Genomic DNA, 20,581 nt, shown 5'->3' with positions numbered 1-20,581 from the left:
TTGATCGAAGCGGTGGTGCATTGACCAAGGCCTGCTTTGTTGGTTTGAGTAAGTGTGTTTGTGATGGGACAGCATATCGCCGGGAGCGAAAAGTTACAAAATCCATCGTAACCTCCTTAGAAGATTAGTCTTTTAAGGAGGGCAAACTCGGAATTTCACTTATTTGTCAAGAAAAAAACTTCTCCTTGTAATTTATTTTTTTCTACATGCAAAATCTTAACCGGACACTACTGGCTGTCAGTGATAGTTACTGCGACGATTGCCGCATCACCGTAGAGACAAGGCATGCCTTGTCTACACAACAACATAGCGTGTAGCACCCCGTGCCGATTTTCCACCAATGTTAATGAAATTCCGCTGGTTGTCCCCATAGTATCAGCACAACAGGGGGCTTATCCCGCAACGGATAGAATGAAGGGAACCTTGAAATCGTTTGCATTTCGTTCATGTTCAAGGTTTCCTTAATGTATCATCCTGTCTGCCCATTCCCCGCTGAACCAAAACAAATCTATGGAGGTCGTCGTTATGCCGCGAGACACAATATTATTTGATATCAATGAAACGGTTCTTGATCTGAGTGTGTTGAAACCACAGTTCAAGGCAGCTTTTGGCAATGAATCCGTCACTGCACTGTGGTTTTCAATGCTGTTGCACTCATCGACAGTGTGCATAGTAACAGAGGTTAAAACTACTTTCGCAGCGCTGGCCGGTGATATGCTGGATGCCGTTGCTGCCCGCCTGGATGTGCAGATATCCGAGGCAATACGTAACGATATTCTCAACAGCTTTGCCAGCTTGCCTCCTCACGCAGACATCAAGCCCGCTCTTACCCGTCTGCGATCTGCCGGTTATCGTACAGTGGCTTTTTCAAATTCCTCTCTCAACCTGATAAAGAGTCAGATGGAAAATGCAGGTCTAATGGAGTATTTCGATGAGATAGTCTCCGTCGAAGAAACCGGAAGCTTTAAACCTGATCCCAGGGTCTACGAGTTTGTTGCTCAGCGTATACATCGACCACTCAATGAGTTGCGCCTTGTGGCCGCCCACGACTGGGATACCCACGGCGCATTATCCGCCGGGATGCATGCCGCCTGTATCACCCGTTCAAATGCACCGTATCATCCCCGCTACCGTCAACCTGATGTCGTCGCAGGAACCATGGAAGATATTGTTGAACAAATTATTGCCGTGGACGGAAAACAGTAAAGGGAACCTTGAACACCCTTGTATGTAAACGGAATGCAGGCTGTTTCAAGGAACCCTCACGCCGTTTTCAAAACAACCGGTGAAAGGCCGAGGCTTTTACCACCGCAACAATCTCGACTCCGGGTGCAAGCCCCAGTTCTTCCACTGACTGTGGAACGACCTCGGCGATCAATCGCTGTCCGCCGAGCTCCATCTCTACCCGCACGAACCACTCCAGATCTCGCAGTGCACTTACCCTGCAGTTAAGGATGTTACGGGCACTCGACGCCTCCGGGTGCTGCTTGAAGAGCATGATATCCCGTGCGTTAATTTGAAAGCGGCCGGGGGCGGTTTCGCCGGATGCAACAAGATAGAGATTATTTTCTCCCCAGTTGCGGCGATGCAGTCGGTCGATGTTTTGGGCCTCTCCCAGCTTCAGTATATTGACAAAGCCTCTCTCCGAAACAGTCCCGCGCGCCAGCACCTCTGTCTTCTCCTGTCGGTCGATAACACCGTGACCCATCAGCAGCAGGTCGTCCGTCATCAGTCGCATCTCTTCAAGGCTGTGGCTGATGAAGAGCATGGGGATGGTGAACTCGGTAAAGACCTTGCGAAGGTGGGGAATAATCTGATATTTCAATGCTTCATCGAGGCCGGAGAGCGGTTCATCGAGAAGAATAAGGCGGGGATTTGCAAGGATGGTCCGGCCGAGGGCGACCCGCTGCTGTTCGCCTCCGGAGAGACTGGTAACCTGACGTTCGAGCAGGGAATTGAGCTGCAGTACGCTGATGAGCTGGGCGTCGTCGATGCGGGCGGCCCCGGCCAACTGGCGGTTGCGGCCGTAGAAGAGATTTTTTGCCACGTTCATGTGCGGGAAGAGATGGGAGTGCTGAAAAACGACCCCCACCCGGCGTTTCTCGGGTGGCAGATTGATGCTCCTGGAGGAATCGAAAAGTGTATCACCGTCGAGCACGATATGTCCGGATTCGGGTGTGAGCAGCCCGGCAAGCATGTTCATCAGAGTGGATTTTCCTGAGCCGGAGGGGCCGAGAATACCACAGCGATTGGCCTCAAGGGTAAAGTCAAAGTGCAGTTTAAGTCCGGGAAAGTTCTTTTTTATATCAACTGAAAGATGCATCGTCAGTTCCGTATCAGGCGGCGGTTCATCGCTTCACTCACCAGCAGTACCATAAAAGAGAGGATAATGGAGACGAGGCAGAGACTCAACGCCATGGAATCACCTCCGGGCATGGAGGTATACTGGTAGATGGCAAGGGGAATCGTCTGGGTTACACCGGGGATATTACCGGCGAGGATAATGGTGGCGCCAAATTCACCCAGACTGCGGGCAAACATCAGGGTCATACCGGCGAGGATGGCGCGGAAGCTGAGTGGAATGGTAATGGTGAAGAGGGTGTCCCACCAGCTGGCACCAAGGGTACGCGCGGCAAAGATGCAGTTTTTATCGATGGACTCCAGGCCAAGGCGGATGGAGCGCACCAAAAGTGGAAAACCTACCACGGAGGAGGCAATAATCGCTCCTTTAAGGGTGAAGATTACCTGGATGCCAAAGCGGTCGAGCAGGGAACCGAGCCAGCCATGGCGTCCGAGGAAAAGCAACAGCAGATACCCGACAACCACCGGTGGCAGGACCAGCGGCAGATTGACAATTCCTTCAATTATTGCCTTGCCGGGAATGTGGCTGAAGGCGAGCAGTGCGGCAATGGCAAACCCTGCGGGGAGAGCCAGCAGGGTTGCCGTGGTTGCTACCTCAAGGGAAAGGCGAATGGCGGTAAAATCGTCTGGAGAGAGCATTTAGAGGACTGGTTTGAAACCGTATTTTTCAAGGATGGTGTTGCCCGTATCGCTTTTGATGAAGTGGTAGAGGGCTGTAACCTGCGGTTTTTTTGCTCCGTCAGTGGTGATTGCCATCGGATAAACTACAGGGCTGTAGAGTGCCTGCGGTACCGCAAAAAGAATCTTTGCATTTTTGGCAAGCAGAGCATCAGTGCGATAGACAAAGGCACCGTCTGTTTCACCGCGATCGGCGTAGATCAGAGCCTGGCGGACATCTTTGGCCATAACCAGCTTGTTCTCGTCTTTCAGCTTCTGCCATACACCTGCTTTTTCCATGGCCTCTTTGGCATACTGACCGGCCGGTACACTCTGTGGCGTGCCAATGGCAATCCGCTTCAGCGTAACAAGGGACGCCATATCTGTTGCTGTACTGTCCGGGTTTCCGGTGAAGACAAGGCTGTTGGCAACGAAGACGATATCGGTGCCGGGTTCAATCATTCCATTGTCAACGAGATACTTCATCCACTTCGGGTTGGCGGAGACAAAAAGGTCGGCAGGGGCACCCTGAGCGATCTGTTTTGCCAGTGAACCGGAGGAGGCGAAGTTGGGCTGAATTTTTGTATCGGGATTTTGATCGTTAAATACGCTGATGATCTCCTTAAAGGCGTTTGTCATGCTGGCGGCAACGGAGATGTTCAGCGTTTCTGCCTGCACTGCGGTGGAGCAGAGAAGAATGGAAAGAACAATACAGATTTTTTTCAACATATTGAATCCTCTTTATAAAATTATCTGCGTAATAGAAAACACTTACATGTAACTTTTCAAAAAAATTATGGGAAAAGCAGGGCAACAAAACCTGATGACGTCCGTTGTGGTATGAGACTGTTTCTATTAAATTATGCCTCCGTTTAAGGAGGCCCAATTCCGGTTGCATCTGCTCTTAATAATTCCGGGAATTGCTACCAGTTTATTCCATGCGTTACAAGTCATTCCACCGTTATCGTTATGTTTACCGGTACCGTGTAGACAAGGCATGCCTTGTCTCTACATCATCGCCGGAATGACTGTTGTGCCGTATTTCACCAATGATGTGTAAGGTCACCGTTATTACCCCGTGGTGACAATGTGGCGTATATATTTCGCGGGTATCCAGTCTTTAGCTTTGTCGTCTTTTCCCTTTCTCCCGTCTCCTTCTTCCGCCTTCCTTCGCGTTCTTCGCGATAAAAATGGTCTTTTGCCCTTTTCGTATTATTCGAGCCTTTATTCGTTGGCAAAAAAATCTGTTGTACCGTCTTTTGCCTTTCTTCGTGTTCCTTCGCGTTCTTCGCGGTAAAAAATGTCTTTCCGCCTTTTGCTTTTCCCTTTCTCCCGTCTCCCGTCTCCCGTCTCCTTTCTCCTTCCTCCCTTATACGTTAAAGAGAAAGTGAACGACGTCGCCATCCTTCATCAGGTATTCTTTGCCCTCACTGCGCAGTACACCGGCGGTGCGGCAGGCGGCCTCGGAACCGTGTTTGAGGTAGTCATCACAGGCGATAACCTCGGCGCGGATAAAACCCCGTTCAAAATCGGTATGGATGGCACCGGCGGCGCGGGGGGCCTTGTCGCCGTCGTGAATGGTCCAGGCCTTCACTTCCATCTCGCCAGCGGTAAAAAAGCTGATCAGGCCGAGGGTGTGGAAACTGGTGCGGATGATCTTGTCGAGGCCAGATTCTGTGACTCCATAGGATTCAAGAAACTCTTCATATTCCGTATCTTCAAGACCGATCAGCTCTTCTTCCATCCGTGCGGAGATCTTTACCGCCTCAGCATTCCGTTGTATGGCAAATTCGCGCACCTTCTTCACGTAGTCGTTGTCTTCACTGAGACCGTCTTCGTCGACATTGGCGCAGTAGATTACCTTTTTGGAGGTGATCAGGCTGGTCTCGCGAAGGAATTCGGTCATGAAATCGGAATCCCTGCCAGCAAAAGTGAGGGCGGGATTGCCGGTATTGAGATGTTCCAGCAGATTCTGTACTTCAACAAGTTTTGGTCCGATGTTTTTATCCCCTTTGCTCTGTTTCTTCAGGCGATCAAAGCGACCGTCGATGATCTGTACATCAGAGAGAATAAGCTCGGTGTCAATGGTCTCAATATCGCGCAGGGGATCAATGGAGCTCTCAACATGGATGATATCGTCATCGTCGAAGCAGCGGACGACATGGAGGATAGCCTGAGTCTCGCGAATATTGGAGAGAAACTTGTTGCCAAGCCCTTCCCCTTTGGAGGCTCCGGCAACAAGGCCGGCGATATCGATAAAGTCGACGGTTGAATTGACGATGCGTCCGGGGTGGACCAGTTCTGCGAGTTGCCCGAGGCGCACATCCGGCACTGGCACGACCGCCTTGTTGGGTTCGATGGTGCAGAAGGCGTAGTTGGCGCTTTCGGCGTTCTGCGCTTTTGTCAGCGCGTTGAAAAGGGTAGATTTGCCCACGTTGGGCAGGCCAACGATTCCGATACTAAGAGCCATGTTTCTCTCCGGGATGGTGAAAAGGAGCCGTGGATTTGCTGAATATATGCAATCTTCGCGGTGTTCCTGAAATAATAAGGCAGGGCGGAAATATTCCCGCGCAGGTACGCCGTTTTTACCATGTTTTCAAGGAATTCTAAACGGGTTTTTCAGAAGTGTGCAGTTGAAAGTGCCGGACCGGTCAGATTTTCCGGCGGGGCTGATTGGCGCGTCGGTAAGTGGGTGAGGAGGTTGAGGCAATGATTCTGCTGACAGGGGAGAACGGCGACGTTATCCATCACCTCCTGAAATTCCCGACTCTGTCGCTTCTTAAGGATCCAGTTTTCGATGCGGATGGTACCGAATCTCTGCCGGACCGTTTTGACAGCATGTCTCTGCTGAACACTTTTCGTGTTATACCAATCACATTTTGTATTGACCAAAGAATGTGACCATCAACATTGGTGAAAAATCTGTACGGCGGTGGTTCTCCGCAATGTCGTTGTAGAGACAAGGCATGCCTTGTCTACACGGTGACGGTAAACGTAACGATAACGGTGGAATGACACAACCATTGGTGGAATAAACTGGTAGTAATTCCCGAAAATATTTTGTGTGTTTCGTTGGCTGTCCAGTCTTTCGCTTTTCGCGTTCCTTCGTGTTCTTCGCGGTAAAAAAATTGTCTTTCCGCCTTTTGCTTCTCCCGTCTCCCTTTTTTCCCCCCGTCCAGCCGCAGGCGGCCGGACGCGGTCTGTGTGAAAAATCTACTTGCGCAGGCCAAAAACACCACCGGGGGTGTTGGGTGCCCAGGCGACACGGCTCCGGGATTTACCGTTGCTGCGGCCATTTTTTTTGGCGTTCTCACCAGGGCTGGGGATATCTTCAATATCCTCTTCGATATCAGAGATTACTCCTGTGTTGTTATTGTCGGTCTCTATTAGCTTTTCGCTGTCTGCAGTTTCTCCAGCCTCCACCTTTTTTACCGTGGAACTCTTCCTGCTGCCGCGACGTCCGCGCTTTGGACGGGACTCTTTCTTTTCTTCAGGCTGATCTGCCTGTTGCGTCTCTTCGATTTGTGCCGGGATGTATGCATTCCCGCTGGTTGCTTCAAGCCAGAACTGATAAAAAAGCAGGGCCTTGGCGAAATAGCTCTTGCGTTGCAGCCACTTGGGCCAGAGTGCCGGAGTGATTTCACTGGTCTCGTCCTTTTTCTCCTTGAGTCGGTTGTGCATCAACTGGCCGAGGTGGACGAGCAGGCTGGTCACTTCCTGACGAAGGGAGCGACTCAGATTGAGAGACTGGCCTATGCTGTTATCGATGGCTTCACGGATGATATTGGAATATTGGAACAGCACTGCGCCTTTTCTCGGAATGGAAATGATCTGAAAGTTGTGTTCTGCCCAGGGGATAAGGGTAAGGGCGAGAAGGAAGAAGTCGCGCTGGCGGTGAACGCCGGATTTCTGGCACTCAAGATTGGTGCGGTCGATAGTGCGGAAGATGGCGGTAAGCTGCTCTTTTGTCGTTTCCTGCGTGAGGGCTTCGGCATAGATGGGGAAGAGCGCAGAATATATTCCTGATTCCACAGCGACTTCAAACCACGATGCAATGGCTCCGCTGTAGAGATCCTTTAAGAACTCATCACGCAGTCTTGAGGGCGGGCAGAGGGCAAGTTTATCTACACTTTTCAGCAGCGCATTCCAGCAATTTTCTTCAATCTTGAAGCTGTTACGGGTGGCGTGACGGATGACACGCATCATCCGTACCGGGTCGTGAATGAAGCGGCGCTCGGCATCTCCCACGACTCGGATGATACCATTTTGCAGGTCTTCCGTGCCGTGAACATAATCAATGATGGTCTGGTTTTCAATTTCGTAGAAGAGAGAATTGATGGTGAGATCACGGCGGCGGGCGTCTTCGCTCAGGGTGCCGAAGGTGTTGTTGGGGGCGAGTACTGCTTCCGGGCCGTCAAGGTCGTGTTCGCTGAGGGAGCGCAGAGTGCTGACTTCGATGGCCTTGCTGGCTCCGCAGAAAACCTGCACGAGGCGGAAACGCCGGCCGATGGTGGTACTGCGCTTGAAGAGCTTGCGCAGCTGGCCGGGGCGGGCGTCGGTACTGATGTCAAAATCCTTTGGAATTTTCCCGAGATAGAGATCGCGAACTCCGCCGCCTACCAGCCATCCGGAAAAACCGGCCTCGCTGAGAGTCTTGAGGACAAAGAGAGCGTCTTTGTCGATCATTTCGATGGTGATGGGGTGTTTCGAGGGTAGAATAATGGTTGGCTCACACTCTGCCATATCTGGAAATTCTTCGGGTTTTTTCTGCACTTTGTTGTCTTTGTTCATAAGGCCACGGGAAGCACTTCAGGGGTGTACCGCAGTGCAGCCGCCCCTGTCGTATTTATGAGTTGGGAACATTGAATAACCAGTCATACGTTATTTCAAGTTGCCCCGTTGTCTTCGTCATCAATTCCGGGTTGCGGTTTGAAGCCGATTCCTTCTTTGTATACTGATTCTGCCTGCTTTTTGAATCGACGAAAAATTTCTGCCACCGGCAGGATACTGTCCATCTTGAACATGTTTTCACCGGAGAAGAGCAGACCCTCCTTCACATTGCCGGCGCGGGCAATTTTCAGCCGTTCGCTGATGCAGTAGCGGTGATCGCATTTCTTCAGGCAGTTCCACAGGCATTGTTTGGTGCTCACATCCTCACCGGCATTCAATTTCTGGACAAAAGGATTGTTCAACGCCCGTCCTGGCATGCCGACTGGAGATGAGGTGAGGACAATATCCTCTTTTTTCGCTTTAAGATAGGCCTGTTTGTATTCATCAGCCACATCGCACTCTTCACTGAGAATGAAGCGTGACGCGATCTGCACTCCGTCTGCACCGTATTTATCCATCATCTCGGCCATTTCATAGCCGTTGGTGATCCCTCCGGCGGCGATAAGCGGGATTTTGCGTATTACTTTACGGATGGCCGGGAAAATTTCTCGCAGTGGTTTGTTTGTACCGAGATGGCCACCGGCCTCTTTTGCCTCGGCAATAACGGCTGAGGCACCGAGTCTTTCCGCCAGTTTCGCCAGTCCGGGAGTGCTGACAATCATGACAATGGGCATGTTGTGCTGGCGACCAATTTTGAAAATGTCCCGCGAGAAACCTGCTCCGGTAATAATCATGTCTACGCGGGCATCAATGGAGGCCATGACCAGGTCATAGAAATCTTTCATGGCATACATGATATTTACAGCAATGATTCCGTTGCTGTTCTCCTTTGCCTTGCGTATATCGGCCTTCAGTTCTTCCGTGGGAATCGCTGAACCCCCGATAACTCCTATTCCGCCGTTGTTCGCCACCGGCGCCGCGAGAGCGGACGTTGAAACCCGAATGGACATTCCTCCCTGAATAAGAGGAAAAGGTGCCGTTAGTCCGGCAATGGAAAGTGAGGGTAATTGCATACGTGCCGTCTCCTTTTTTATTAAGCAAAATAACTAATATTGAACTGCGGGACAGAATTTGTCAAGCCTGACAGAGTATGTTAAGGCTCGCAGCTTCCGAAAATTCTCTACACGGTACTATACCCCTGCATTTCTTGACAAGATTTGATTATAACGCTACATTATATAATTTTTGATTCGCCAAAAGACAACCGCTTCTTTGCAGAATCGGTCCCTTTTTACATACTGCCTGCCGCGTACCTTCCCGGGTACAGGAATGCAATAAGGAGAACCCAGTGAAAATCAAGGCTCTTAAAGGCTTCAAGGATATTCTTCCTGGTGAAGTTGAACTCTGGCAGATATTGGAGAATACTGCCCGGACTGTCTTTGAGCAATATAACTTCCATGAAATTCGTGTACCTGTTCTCGAAGAGACCGCTCTCTTTCAGCGTGCCATCGGTGATACTACCGATATCGTTGAGAAGGAGATGTATACCTTCGTTGATAAAAAGCAGACTCTGCGCCCGGAGGGAACGGCTTCCGTGCTTCGCAGCGTGATTGAGAATGGTCTGCTGGTGCAGAAACCGGTCCAGCGTCTCTTTACCATTGGGCCGATGTTTCGCCACGAGCGCCCGCAGAAAGGGCGTTTGCGCCAGTTTCATCAACTGGATATTGAGGTGCTTGGCAGCAAAAGTCCGCTGCTGGATACTGAGCTGATATCCCTCGCAGCGATGCTCTTTTCTGAACTTGGCATACATGTCAGCCTTGAACTTAACTCACTTGGCTGTCCGAAATGCCGTCCCGCGTATCGCGAGGCACTGCTGGCCTTCATCAATGAACGCAAAGATAAACTCTGTTCCGACTGTCAGCGTCGCAGTGAAACCAATCCGCTGCGGGTGCTGGACTGCAAAGTCCCCGCAGATCGGGAGCTGATGGCCGATGCTCCGTCTATTCAGGAATGGTTATGCGAGGAGTGCGGAGATCATTTTAATGCCGTGCAGCAGGGACTGGAACGGCTTGGCATCCCTTTCCGTCTGAACAAGTTTATGGTGAGGGGTCTTGATTACTACTGCCGCACCACCTTTGAATTCATTACCAGTGACCTCGGTGCCCAGGCTGCTGTTGCCGCCGGTGGACGCTATGATGGTCTGGCAGAGCTTCTCGGTGGTCCAGCGGGAACTCCCGGAATTGGTTTTGCCATGGGGATGGAACGAATTATTCTGCTTATGCAGCAGTCGGAGAAGGACTTTCAGGAATCAGTTGAACCCCTCGATATCTACATCGCCGGTCTCGGTGACAAGGGACAGAAAGAAGCCTCCCGCCTTGCCTGGGAACTGCGTCAGGACGGTTTCAGTGTCGGTCTGGATTACGAAGGACGCAGCCTGAAAGCACAGATGAAACTGGCCAATCGGGAAAACGCCTCCTTTGTCTTCATCATTGGTGATGAAGAATTGGCCACTGGGAAGGGGGTCCTGCGCAATATGCGTGATCGCGACGCCGAACAGATGGAACTGGAGCTGAAAGCAGAGGCCTTCTATTTTCTGGATGATCTGCTCTGAGTCTTCAAATTAGAGAGATAGAGAGATCCTTTTTATACAGGAAGACGGGCTGGACATCCTTCCTGCAACACTCAACAAAAAACAGGCTAATGGAATCACTCGGAAATTTACGTCGCACGCATCATTGCAATGCGCTCGGCAAGGCGGATATTGGCAAAGAAGTTATCCTGATGGGCTGGGTTCTCCGGCGACGCGACCATGGTGGTGTCATTTTTATTGATTTGCGCGATCGTGAAGGTTTGACACAGATCGTGTTTAATCCGGAGATCAACCCTGAAGTACATGCCAAGGCACATCAGCTCCGTCCCGAGTGGGTGCTTGCCGTTCGTGGTCACGTTGAAGGCCGTCCGGAAAGCATGGCCAACGCGAAGCTGGCTACGGGTGAGGTTGAGGTGTTGATCGATGAACTGTATATCCTCAACTCCAGTGAAACTCCGCCGTTTCCTCTTGATGAAGAGTCCGAGGTTTCCGATAACCTGCGCCTGCAGTATCGCTATCTTGACCTGCGTCGTCCGGAGATGACCGCCAATTTGATACTGCGCCACAAAGCGGTGCAGACCATGCGTAATTATCTCAACGATCTCGGCTTTCTCGACATTGAAACGCCGATGCTCACCAAATCAACTCCGGAAGGGGCGCGGGATTACCTTGTGCCAAGCCGGGTGAGCAGCGGAAAATTCTTTGCCCTGCCGCAGTCCCCGCAGCTCTTCAAACAGCTGTTGATGGTTGCCGGTATGGACCGCTATTATCAAATAGTGAAATGCTTTCGCGACGAAGATCTCCGTGCTGACCGTCAGCCGGAATTTACTCAGATCGATATGGAGTTGAGTTTCGTTGATGAGGAGCAGATTATTGAGATCAACGAAGGTATGATTCAGACTCTTTTCAAGGCGACCCTTGGTCTCGATTTCACCCCGCCTTTCCCGCGTATTACCTACGCTGATGCAATGAACCGTTTTGGTACTGACCGTCCCGACATGCGTTTTGGCATGGAGCTGGTGGATCTCAGTGAGATCGCTGCCAGCTGCGGGTTCAAGGTCTTCCGAGGGGTGGCAGACAGTGGCGGTGCTGTGCGGGCCATTAACGCAAAAGGGTGTTCCACCTTTTCTCGGAAAGAGCTGGATGATCTCACCGGCTGGGTTACACAATTCGGTGCCAAAGGACTTGCCTGGGTAAAAATGAAGGCTGGTGGCGAATGGCAGTCCCCGATTGCTAAATTCTTCACCGATGAGGAGCGCGAGACGATTGCCACAGCCCTCAACGCTGAAGAGGGTGATCTGCTCTTCTTTGGTGCAGATTCGCAGAAGATTGTTTACCAGGTGCTCGGTGAGCTGCGGCTTGAGGTTGCCCGTCGCCTTGGCCTGCTGAAGAAGGATGATTTCAATTTCGTCTGGGTCACAGACTTTCCTCTTGTCGATTATGATGAAAAAGAGAAACGTTACCAGGCCGTTCATCACCCCTTCACCTGTCCGCGTGAGGAAGATATGGACAAGCTGGAGAGTGATCCCGGTCATGTCCTCAGCCGGGCCTACGACCTTGTACTCAACGGCACCGAGATTGGTGGCGGCTCCATTCGTATCCACCGCATGGATATTCAGAGCCGCGTTTTCAAACTGCTCGGGATTGGCGAAGAAGAGGCCGATGAGAAGTTCGGCTTTCTGCTCCGTGCCCTTGCGCTTGGCGCACCGCCCCATGGTGGTATTGCCTTTGGCCTTGACCGGTTGATGATGATCATTACCGGCAGTGATTCGATCCGTCAGGTTATTGCCTTCCCTAAAACACAGAAGGCGACTGATCCGCTTACGAATGCACCGTCATCTGTTTCGCGCAGACAGCTCACCGAGCTTCATATTCGCCCTGACTGGAAGGAACAAGAGGTCTGACAGCGATTTTTTTCAGAGGTTTTTAGAGCCCGGCCACCGCAAGGTGTCCGGGCTTTTTTGTGTCCGCTGTTGGGAACGTCTCGGAAGGGAGGCAGGAGAAAGGAGAAGGGAGAAAGGGAAAGGCAAAAGACGGTACGACAATTTTTTACCGCGAAGAACGCGAAGGAACGCGAAGGAAAACGAAAAGCGAAAGACAGGCAACCAACGAAACGCACGAAACACGTGAAAGAAGGCAAAAGCATTTGAGAACAAAGATTTTTTTGAATAAAAGCGGGAAGGACTGGGAAAGCAGGGTAACAAAATCTGAGGGGTATCTTGATGACGTTTGTTGTGGAATGAGAGGCCTGTTGTGCTGAAGACGCCCAAATTGGGCGTCTCTACAAAGACATCTCCCTTCCAGAATACATGCCGAGTTAAAAAAACGGAAACCCGGGATTTTGAGCGGTATTATAATGACAATCCCGTCACATTGCCGCTACAGTCGCCGCACCACCCGTAGAGACAAGGCATGCCTTGTCTACAGCACAACATTGCCGAAACCACTGTCGTGCTGATATTTCACCAGGGTGATGCAATCCCGCTGTTATCCCCGTAGTGACAACATGGCGTTGCATTATTTCGCGATTTTCCGGCGATGGTTACCGCTACAGTTGCCGCACCACCGTAGAGACAAGGCATGCCTTGTCTACACGGTGACGGTAAACGTAACGAGAACGGTGGAATGACTTGTAACTCATGGAATAAACCAGTAGCAATTCCCGGAATTATTAAGAGCAGATACAACCGGGATTGGGCCTCCTTAAACGGGGCATAATTTAATAGGAATAGTATGAGGCCCTAAAACGAAATATAAGCCTTCTTTTATTTTTTCCGTAAAATTATGCTTCATATTTTTGTTTTTCCTCAAATAATGTTTGCTGTTGGGACTTTTGAATTTGATACGTTTCTGGTTCAGAACTTAAATCTTCACCGTTTAACTTAAATTGTTCTAAAACTCGCCTGATTCCAATTTTAGAATACCCCTCGTCTATTTCAATCCCAATACTTTTGCGATTAAGTTTCTTAGCAACATAAGAAGTTGTAAAAGTTCCAGAGAATGGATCTAAAACGGTATCTCCTTTATTGCTACTTGCTTTAATTATTCGTTCTAATAGTACTGTTGGCTTTTGTGTTGGATGTTTTTCATATTCATCCATTCTGTATCGTACTCTTGGATACTCCCAAACATTACCTGGCACTTTTGTCGTATTATAAGGTTGTGGTGGATTTTTACGGTAATCAATCAACTTTCGCTTCGAACCTGTTTTAGCGTCAACCAATATATCATCGGAATTAAAAATGTATTTATTTTTATCTTTTACACAAAAAAGTATAGGTTCATACATTGAACCATAATATTTTTTAGCTTGAACTCCGGAACTATCGTATGACCAAACAATACGAGATAAAATTTCAATTTTATCTCGTAAATAAATATCAAAATATGGCATAAACTGAGTCGATGTCATTATATATAAACTGCCGGTATTTTTAAGCTTATTCAAAAGCAAGTCAATCCATTGATAACACCAGCGCAGGTAATCCTCGTCTCTTTTCCACTTGTCTTTTCGCCCATTGAAATTTTTCCCTATATTATAGGGTGGGTCAACAAATATCAAATCAACACTTTCATCTTCAATTTTGTTTTGAAGAATTTCAACAGCATCTCCTTTATATATTTTATGTCCATTGTTTTCAAATTTATTCATTGTTTCTTTTATGGCGTTGTCTTTGTGGAAAGGATGTCCTTGTAGAGACGCCCAATTTGGGCGTCTTCAGCACAACAGGAGGCTCATCTCACAACAGATGTTTCTGCAATGAAATTAATGTATCATCCTGTCTCCCGTCTCCCGTCTCCCGTCTCCCGTCTCCTGTCTTGTCTTTATCTGTTCAAAGAAAATCCTAAAAGAGTTCGGCTCAGCTCTGCAGAAAGGTATGCAGTCGGCGGAGTGCCTCTTCGATCTCAGCAGAAGAACCGGTGCAGGCGAAGCGGACATGGCTTTTGGCCTGGTGAGTCCCAAAATCCTTTCCCGGGGTGATTGCCACTCCGGCGTTCTCCAGCAGGGCATAACAGAAAATCATGGAGTTGTCAGAGAACGCGGAGCAGTTGGCATAGATATAGAAAGCGCCTTCAGGAACAGCGGAAATGGAAAAGCCGAGTTTGCGCAGACCGGCGAGCAGAAGGTCCCGTCGTTTTTCAAAGGTCCGGCGACGTTCCTCGAAAATAACGGTGCAGTCGCTCTCCAGGGCCCGGAGCGCCATATATTGAGAAAGCGAAGGCGGGGAGATAAAGAGGTTCTGTGTCAGTCGGGTGAGTGGTTGAATCAATTCCTCAGGAACAACCATCCAGCCCACCCGCAACCCGGTCATGCCATGATATTTGGAGAAGCTGTTCAGGACAATGATGCGGTCACTGAGGGCAAGTGCCGTGCAACTCGGGCGGCCGAAAACCAGCTTGTGGTAGATTTCGTCAACGATTAACACGCCATCGTTTTTCTCCACAACCTGAAAGATTTTTTCCAGTTCGGACTCCTCAAGGAGTGTCCCCGTTGGATTGGAGGGAGACGCGACAATAACCCCCCGGGTCTGTGGACCCCATGCTGCTGCCACTTTCTCTGCAGTCAGTTGAAAGTTGCTCCCGGCATCCACTGGCAGGAGTTTTGGCACTGCGCCGAAGGTGAGTACAAAGTGTTTGTTGCAGGGATAGCAGGGGTCGGTCATAAGTACCTCTTCCCCACTGTCGAACAACACCCCCACCACGAGCTGCAGTGCCCCGGAGGAACCGGGAGTAATAATTACCCGTGACGGATCCACCGTTACGCCGTACTCGGCATAATATTCGGCCACTGCCTTTCGCAGTTCCGGGATACCGGTAGCTGCTGTGTAGTGGGTCCGTCCGGCGTCGAGTGCGTCGCGGCCCGCCTGTTTGACCTCTTCCGGCAGTTCAAAACCGGGTTCCCCAACCTCCATGTGGATAATGGAACGGCCCTCTGCCTCAAGTTCTTTTGCCCGGGCGAGCAGTTCCATGACGTAAAAGGGCGCGATTTCTTTCATGCGTGTTGCTGTTCTCATCTGTTCTTCCTGCTGTTCTGAGGTGTTTTGTTTTCTGGTGTTTGCCTGGGGCCTGTCTTTTTGACAGGCAGTGCAATTTCTACTTTGGGCAGGTATTCGCGGAAGAGCTCTCCATAGATCTCCCACAGAGTAATAAAAAGGGCGGTGACGATGGGACCGATGATGATGCCGGGCAGACCGAACATGGAGAGCCCCCCGAGGGTGCCAAAGAGGACAAAGAGTTCATGCATTTCCGTATCCTTGCCGACGAGTCTCGGACGGACAAAATTGTCAAGATTGCCAGCAACAATGCCGCAGAGGACAAGCAGAACTGTGGCGTTAAGATAATGGCTGGTAAACATCATGACGAGCAGAGCCGGGAACCAGACAAGTGCTGTTCCCACTGCGGGAATGATCGAGGAAACCGCCATCAGTGAACCCCAGAAAATCGGCCCCTCAATACCGCAGATGGCGAAGGCTATGCCGCAGATAGTCCCCTGCATCACTCCTATGATCACTGTTCCTTTGAGCGTTGCCCGGGTTACTGAGGTAAAACGGCGCAGCAGGCGGCGCTCGCTGGAGTCATCAAGGGGCAGGAAGTAGAGAACTTTCTCCAGCAGCAGATTCCCCATATTGAGGAAATAGAACATCACATACAGCATGATTATGGCGGAAAAGAGGGCATTGATCGTTACCCTGGAAAAGTCGGTAAGGGTATTGATGAAGAAGGTGGAGAGGGTGCCGACCAGCTCACCGGCTTTACGCAGGATAACATCGCGGTAAGGCAAAAATTCGTGGTAGAAGGGGAGATTTTCAAGCCAGTGGGCAGCAGAGGAGGGCTGGTTGATAAAACTCTGCACCCAGGGGGTTACCGACTGGCCAATGACGATTGCCTGTCCCACCATCATGGTGGCGAGAATGGAGAGCGGAATGACAAGGAGTAAAATAATGCCGAGGAGGGTTATAATCGTTGCCAGCGTGGAGCGCCCCTTGAGGAGAACTGTAAGTCTGCTGTGCAGCGGTTTCACTACCGCCGTCAGCAGTGCTGCCATGAAGATGGCCATGAGAAACTGCTCGATCATCTTCAGGAAAAGCACGGTAATGAAAAGAAGCAGACCGATAAGGGTCAGCCGTATGATTGTTTCCTTCGTCATTTTTGTGTTCAGCAGGTGGAAAATCAGTAGAGGTCGGAAGAGAAGTTTATCTCCCTGTTGATCAAGTCTTCATTCTCCGCGTTGAAGCGGATGGGCCAGATTTTCGGGTGTTATCAAAATGTACATGTCCTTCTGTGCCTCGAATATGAAATAAATACAAGGTTTTTCAAGGTACCCTTATGTGGTTTACAGAAGGGAATTTACAATTATAGTGTTCAAAATTTTTAGTATTGTATAGATTCATTTTTAATGTAGTAAAATGTAGTATATAGTAGAACGTTATAAAGATACTTTTACTCAAAGAATACTATCTTAAACGGTTGTATTTATAAATAAAACATGCATAATGAAAATTGAAAGCAAAAGGAACCTGCAATCCCTATAATTTGTGTAAACTGTTGTACTACAGCAGCTATGGATATTGCAGCTCGGTAGAGTCTATCGAGTACATACGTGGAGAATCTTTTAAACTTCGGTTTTATCGAAGATCTTTAAGGATTTATAGAAACGTATAATTTTCTATAGTAGATAATAATTTACTATTAGATTCAAGACTATATATGGTTACTGGGAAGAATGAAAGAGTGCCTGCCGGTAACTTTTCTTCTTCTCCACACATTTCCGCTTCAGGTGAATATTATGAATGAGAGTATAACACAACACGACAGGAAGCGTCCCGAGAAGCCCAATGGAGAGCTGATTCTACGCACCATTGCCATGCCCGCCAATACGAATCCCTCCGGCGATATTTTCGGCGGCTGGATTATGTCACAGATGGATATCGCCGGAGGGATGATGGCGCGGGAGCTGACGGGAACCCGTATTGTCACTGTCGCGGCGGACAGCATCGTCTTTATCCGCCCGGTACGGGTGGGGGATACGGTGTGCTGCTACGGCAGAATCCTGAAGGTGGGGAAAACCTCCCTGACCATCAACCTCGAAGTCTGGGTGCGGCCGGGATTGCCTGAGACGGGGCGGCCCGAGCACTATCTTGTCACCAACGCAGCCATGACTTATGTCTCTATGGATGGAGATGGCAAAAAACAACTGGTGAATCACGAGCGGATTAAGGGTTTTGTCTCGGCTTTCGCCTAAAGGGTAGCTTGAATAATACCATTTACACCATTCCTATTAAGTTATGACCTTGCCAAATGCCAATTTCACTTTCTCTTGGCGAATGTAAAGGCAGGGAGACAGGAGACGGGAGACAGGAGACAGGGAAAAGCAAAAGACAGTATTCAAGGTTCCCAGTAATCCCAATTCCATTTTGCATTGGCGAATTCAGATGCAATTCTGCTACGAGAACCCTGTGGTAACAATATGGTGTTGTCTTTATGGAAAGGATGTCCTTGTAGAGACGCCCAATTTGGGCGTCTTCAGCACAACAGGTGGCTTCTCCAACAACAGACGTTTCTACAATGAGATCAATTTTACATCCTGTTTATCCATTCGTAATCGTCAAAAAAGATGTTCACGCAGTTTTTAAAGAGGCAGGTTTCCTGGAATACGCACGCATAGAGCGGGCAGCGTAAATTCAATAATTTAGAGAGGAACGGAGAGTTATGAAAGAGGAAAATAAGGGTTTAGAGATCGACAGCAAGTCCAAAGACTTGATAAAAAAATGGAAGAAACAGGCCGATTCGCTCAAAAAAAAGCACCCGAAATGGAATGCCGAAAAGGTTCAGCAGGAGATGAAAAAACGGATCATCCAGGAGGCAAAGGAGGCACTCTCCAGCAAGAGCGGGCAAGCGTATATGGAAGAGGTTAATGCTCACCTGAGGGAAGTCGAAGATGTGAGGAAAAAGGCCATTGACGGTATCATGGCATACATGGGGAAAAAGAGTCCTGAGGCAATTGCGACGGTGCTGTTTGAACTGGATTGCGGATGCATCAGGGCCTGTGCGGTATCCCAAAAGGGTACACCCATGGGAGAGATGATCATGGTGTCCGGCAAGCAGGTGGAAAAGGATTATGAGTGCAGTATCTGTCGGGATGATGGAGGGGCTGATCCACGCCGGTGTATCAGGAAAGCACTCGTATGGCCTGGAGAAGAATCAGAACTGCCCTCTGAGGAGTTTAGGCTGGACATTGGCAAAAAGGTTTTTGGTGATGACTATTCCCTGGGCGACATCTAATTTCTTTTACATTTCTGAGGCTGCCATGCATCTGATCTCTGCCAATGTTTTTCTGTTCTTTATGCCATTTTTCTCTTTTCTGCGAAACTTTCCGAAACTCTAAACTCTAGTAATAAAACCACTATGTCCACAACTCCCCACAACTGGCCGTCCCTTCCGACAAAGCTGAAACTGCTCTTTGTTGATGATGAGAAAAGTCTTCATACATTATTCTTCCAAATTATGGAAAGCAGTGATATTGAATTTAAAACAGCCTTTGACGGCCTGGAAGCACTGAGCATACTGACGTCATTCCCCGCAGATGTTGTGATAACCGATATAAAAATGCCTCGGATGGACGGTATATCGCTGTTAAAGGAAATTCAGAAACGCTACACTGATATTTTTACGATTCTTATTACCAGATCTCCCTCTATCCCGGATGCCGTGGCTTCCATCAAAACAGGTGCCCATGACTATCTGAGTAAACCCTGTGATTTCGAAGAGATAAGATGTCTCATAGACAAAATTGCCCAGCATAAAAATTTATTAGAACAAAACTATCTGTATCTTTTCAAGGATCAACGTAAAAATAACCGCTTTGAGAACATCATTGGTCGTGACCGGAGCATGTTCGAAATATTTGAAAAAATTGAAGCGGTTGCCTCAACAGATGCGACGGTATTGATCACAGGAGAAACAGGTACTGGTAAGGAATTAGTTGCCCAGGCCATTCATTACAAAAGTTCCAGAAAAAAAAGGCCCTTCCTTGAATTGAACTGCGGTACCATCAACGAAGCCCTGATGGGCAGTGAACTCTTCGGGCATGAAAAAGGGGCGTTTACCGGTGCTGCCACCATGAAAAAGGGCTATTTGGAAATGGCAGACAAAGGCACGCTGTTCCTGGATGAAATCGGAGACCTTCCACTTCCGGTTCAGGTCTCTTTTTTACGCTTTCTGCAGGAAGGTACTGCCCAGCGGGCTGGCAGCACTACATCCATGAAAGTTGATGTAAGGATTGTCTGTGCCACCAACAAATCGCTTAAAAAACTGGTGCAGGAAAATAGCTTTCGGGAAGACTTCTTTTATCGGGTCAATGTGGTTCCCATTCACATCCCTCCGCTGCGGGAAAGAGCAGCGGATATTCCTCTCCTTGTGAACCATTTTGTGGAAAAATACTCAGCAAAACTCAATAAAAATATTTCTGCTATTTCCAAGGCAGCTATGGAAAGATTGAAGACATATCAATGGCCGGGGAATGTAAAGGAACTGATCAATGTGATTGAATGCGCGGTTATGTTCTGTAAAGGCAGCACGCTCAAGGAGAGTGATCTTCCTGTATCGTTTCATCCTTCCCCGCCATCTGAGACAGACAATTTTACTCTTCAGCTTGCATCCAGATCTCTTAGCCAGGCAGAATCAACGCTGATAGAAACTGTATTGGAGGAGACAGGATGGAACCTGAAACAATCTGCCAGGCTGCTGGACATTGCCCAGGAAACCTTGTACAGCAAAATAAAGAAATACGATCTCAAGAGAGAAAAATAATAAAGAAAGCATCTTCGTTGACAATAACTTCTTTATGATCAGGATGGACCACAGCTGCGCCAACTGTCTGGAGACAGTAACCCGGCGAACATTGAAGTTTAAAATTACACGTTTTTAGCGACTTGTGATACCATTTACATTTTGTATTGACCAGAGAACGCAACTGCGTGGACATCTTTTTTGGCGATTACAAATGAGTAATAATTCAGTGGTGTCCGGTTAGAAAATTGCATGTTTCTTTTTTAACCGTTTTCGTGGTCGTGGACTGCATTTTCGTTTGTGTATTTGCATAGCTGCTGCCTGTTCTGCTGCCTGCTGTCTTGCTTCATTACG

17 protein-coding genes are annotated in these 20,581 nt (G+C 49.0%); 7 read left to right on the top strand and 10 right to left on the bottom strand.

Annotated features, from left to right (window positions below; all coding sequences use genetic code 11):
* Positions 1 to 525 precede the first annotated feature (525 nt).
* Positions 526 to 1,206 (top strand): haloacid dehalogenase type II, encoded by a 681-nt coding sequence (locus JWG39_RS14700; protein ID WP_205220195.1) that lies wholly within the window; start codon positions 526 to 528, stop codon positions 1,204 to 1,206.
* 67 nt (positions 1,207 to 1,273) lie between these two features.
* On the opposite strand, the gene modC is transcribed toward JWG39_RS14700, so the two are convergent.
* The 4 genes from modC to ychF all read right to left on the bottom strand — a co-directional run bounded on the left by modC (position 1,274) and on the right by ychF (position 5,488).
* The gene (gene modC / locus JWG39_RS14695) at positions 1,274 to 2,323 is read right to left on the bottom strand and encodes a molybdenum ABC transporter ATP-binding protein (protein WP_205220194.1); all 1,050 of its coding nucleotides are present in this window, start codon (positions 2,321 to 2,323) and stop codon (positions 1,274 to 1,276) included.
* Between the two features lie 2 nt (positions 2,324 to 2,325).
* The gene (gene modB, locus JWG39_RS14690; protein ID WP_205220193.1) at positions 2,326 to 3,000 is read right to left on the bottom strand and encodes a molybdate ABC transporter permease subunit; all 675 of its coding nucleotides are present in this window, start codon (positions 2,998 to 3,000) and stop codon (positions 2,326 to 2,328) included.
* Positions 3,001 to 3,747, bottom strand: a complete 747-nt coding sequence (modA, locus tag JWG39_RS14685; RefSeq protein WP_205220192.1) for a molybdate ABC transporter substrate-binding protein — start codon at positions 3,745 to 3,747, stop codon at positions 3,001 to 3,003.
* A gap of 640 nt (positions 3,748 to 4,387) precedes the next feature.
* Positions 4,388 to 5,488 (bottom strand): redox-regulated ATPase YchF, encoded by a 1,101-nt coding sequence (gene ychF / locus JWG39_RS14680; RefSeq protein WP_205220191.1) that lies wholly within the window; start codon positions 5,486 to 5,488, stop codon positions 4,388 to 4,390.
* 239 nt (positions 5,489 to 5,727) lie between these two features.
* On the opposite strand from ychF, the gene JWG39_RS14675 reads away from it, so the two are divergent.
* Positions 5,728 to 5,919 (top strand): hypothetical protein, encoded by a 192-nt coding sequence (locus JWG39_RS14675; protein WP_205220190.1) that lies wholly within the window; start codon positions 5,728 to 5,730, stop codon positions 5,917 to 5,919.
* A gap of 312 nt (positions 5,920 to 6,231) precedes the next feature.
* Here the strand turns inward: JWG39_RS14675 and JWG39_RS14670 are convergent, their stop codons facing one another.
* A complete protein-coding gene (locus tag JWG39_RS14670) occupies positions 6,232 to 7,809 on the bottom strand; it encodes a tRNA nucleotidyltransferase/poly(A) polymerase-related protein (protein ID WP_205220189.1) in 1,578 nt (525 codons plus the stop codon).
* A gap of 95 nt (positions 7,810 to 7,904) precedes the next feature.
* A complete protein-coding gene (locus JWG39_RS14665; protein WP_205220188.1) occupies positions 7,905 to 8,921 on the bottom strand; it encodes an NAD(P)H-dependent flavin oxidoreductase in 1,017 nt (338 codons plus the stop codon).
* Positions 8,922 to 9,196: 275 nt separating this feature from the next.
* Here JWG39_RS14665 and hisS point away from each other — a divergent pair, with 275 nt between their 5' ends.
* Together hisS and aspS are read left to right on the top strand one after the other, a co-directional pair.
* The gene (hisS, locus tag JWG39_RS14660) at positions 9,197 to 10,459 is read left to right on the top strand and encodes a histidine--tRNA ligase (RefSeq protein ID WP_338032229.1); all 1,263 of its coding nucleotides are present in this window, start codon (positions 9,197 to 9,199) and stop codon (positions 10,457 to 10,459) included.
* Between the two features lie 89 nt (positions 10,460 to 10,548).
* Positions 10,549 to 12,342: an aspartate--tRNA ligase gene (gene aspS / locus JWG39_RS14655; RefSeq protein ID WP_205220187.1), complete on the top strand. Its 1,794-nt coding sequence runs from the start codon at positions 10,549 to 10,551 to the stop codon at positions 12,340 to 12,342.
* 464 nt (positions 12,343 to 12,806) lie between these two features.
* Here the strand turns inward: aspS and JWG39_RS14650 are convergent, their stop codons facing one another.
* The 4 genes from JWG39_RS14650 to JWG39_RS14635 form a co-directional block, all read right to left on the bottom strand.
* Entirely contained in the window at positions 12,807 to 12,956 is a 150-nt protein-coding gene (locus JWG39_RS14650) for a hypothetical protein (RefSeq protein WP_205220186.1), read from the bottom strand.
* Positions 12,957 to 13,220: 264 nt separating this feature from the next.
* The gene (gene yhdJ / locus JWG39_RS14645) at positions 13,221 to 14,090 is read right to left on the bottom strand and encodes an adenine-specific DNA-methyltransferase (protein ID WP_205220185.1); all 870 of its coding nucleotides are present in this window, start codon (positions 14,088 to 14,090) and stop codon (positions 13,221 to 13,223) included.
* 208 nt (positions 14,091 to 14,298) lie between these two features.
* Complete coding sequence (locus JWG39_RS14640) at positions 14,299 to 15,453, bottom strand: aminotransferase class I/II-fold pyridoxal phosphate-dependent enzyme (protein ID WP_205220184.1); 1,155 nt, start codon at positions 15,451 to 15,453, stop codon at positions 14,299 to 14,301.
* Complete coding sequence (locus tag JWG39_RS14635; RefSeq protein ID WP_205220183.1) at positions 15,450 to 16,586, bottom strand: AI-2E family transporter; 1,137 nt, start codon at positions 16,584 to 16,586, stop codon at positions 15,450 to 15,452. The genes JWG39_RS14640 and JWG39_RS14635 overlap by 4 nt, the downstream gene beginning before the upstream one ends.
* Before the next feature lie 639 nt (positions 16,587 to 17,225).
* Between JWG39_RS14635 and JWG39_RS14630 the strand changes: the two genes are divergently transcribed.
* The 3 genes from JWG39_RS14630 (at position 17,226) to JWG39_RS14620 (ending at position 20,248) form a co-directional block, all read left to right on the top strand.
* The gene (locus tag JWG39_RS14630) at positions 17,226 to 17,681 is read left to right on the top strand and encodes an acyl-CoA thioesterase (RefSeq protein WP_205220182.1); all 456 of its coding nucleotides are present in this window, start codon (positions 17,226 to 17,228) and stop codon (positions 17,679 to 17,681) included.
* A 467-nt stretch (positions 17,682 to 18,148) separates the two neighbouring features.
* Complete coding sequence (locus JWG39_RS14625) at positions 18,149 to 18,721, top strand: hypothetical protein (protein WP_205220181.1); 573 nt, start codon at positions 18,149 to 18,151, stop codon at positions 18,719 to 18,721.
* Positions 18,722 to 18,844: 123 nt separating this feature from the next.
* Complete coding sequence (locus tag JWG39_RS14620; protein ID WP_205220180.1) at positions 18,845 to 20,248, top strand: sigma-54-dependent transcriptional regulator; 1,404 nt, start codon at positions 18,845 to 18,847, stop codon at positions 20,246 to 20,248.
* The last annotated feature ends 333 nt before the right edge of the window (positions 20,249 to 20,581 follow it).

Origin of the sequence: Desulforhopalus vacuolatus, assembly GCF_016918505.1 — a bacterium.
GTDB lineage: Bacteria > Desulfobacterota > Desulfobulbia > Desulfobulbales > Desulfocapsaceae > Desulforhopalus > Desulforhopalus vacuolatus.
The sequence above is the reverse complement of the archived record's forward strand: the minus strand, read 5'-3'. Positions and strand labels throughout refer to the sequence as shown.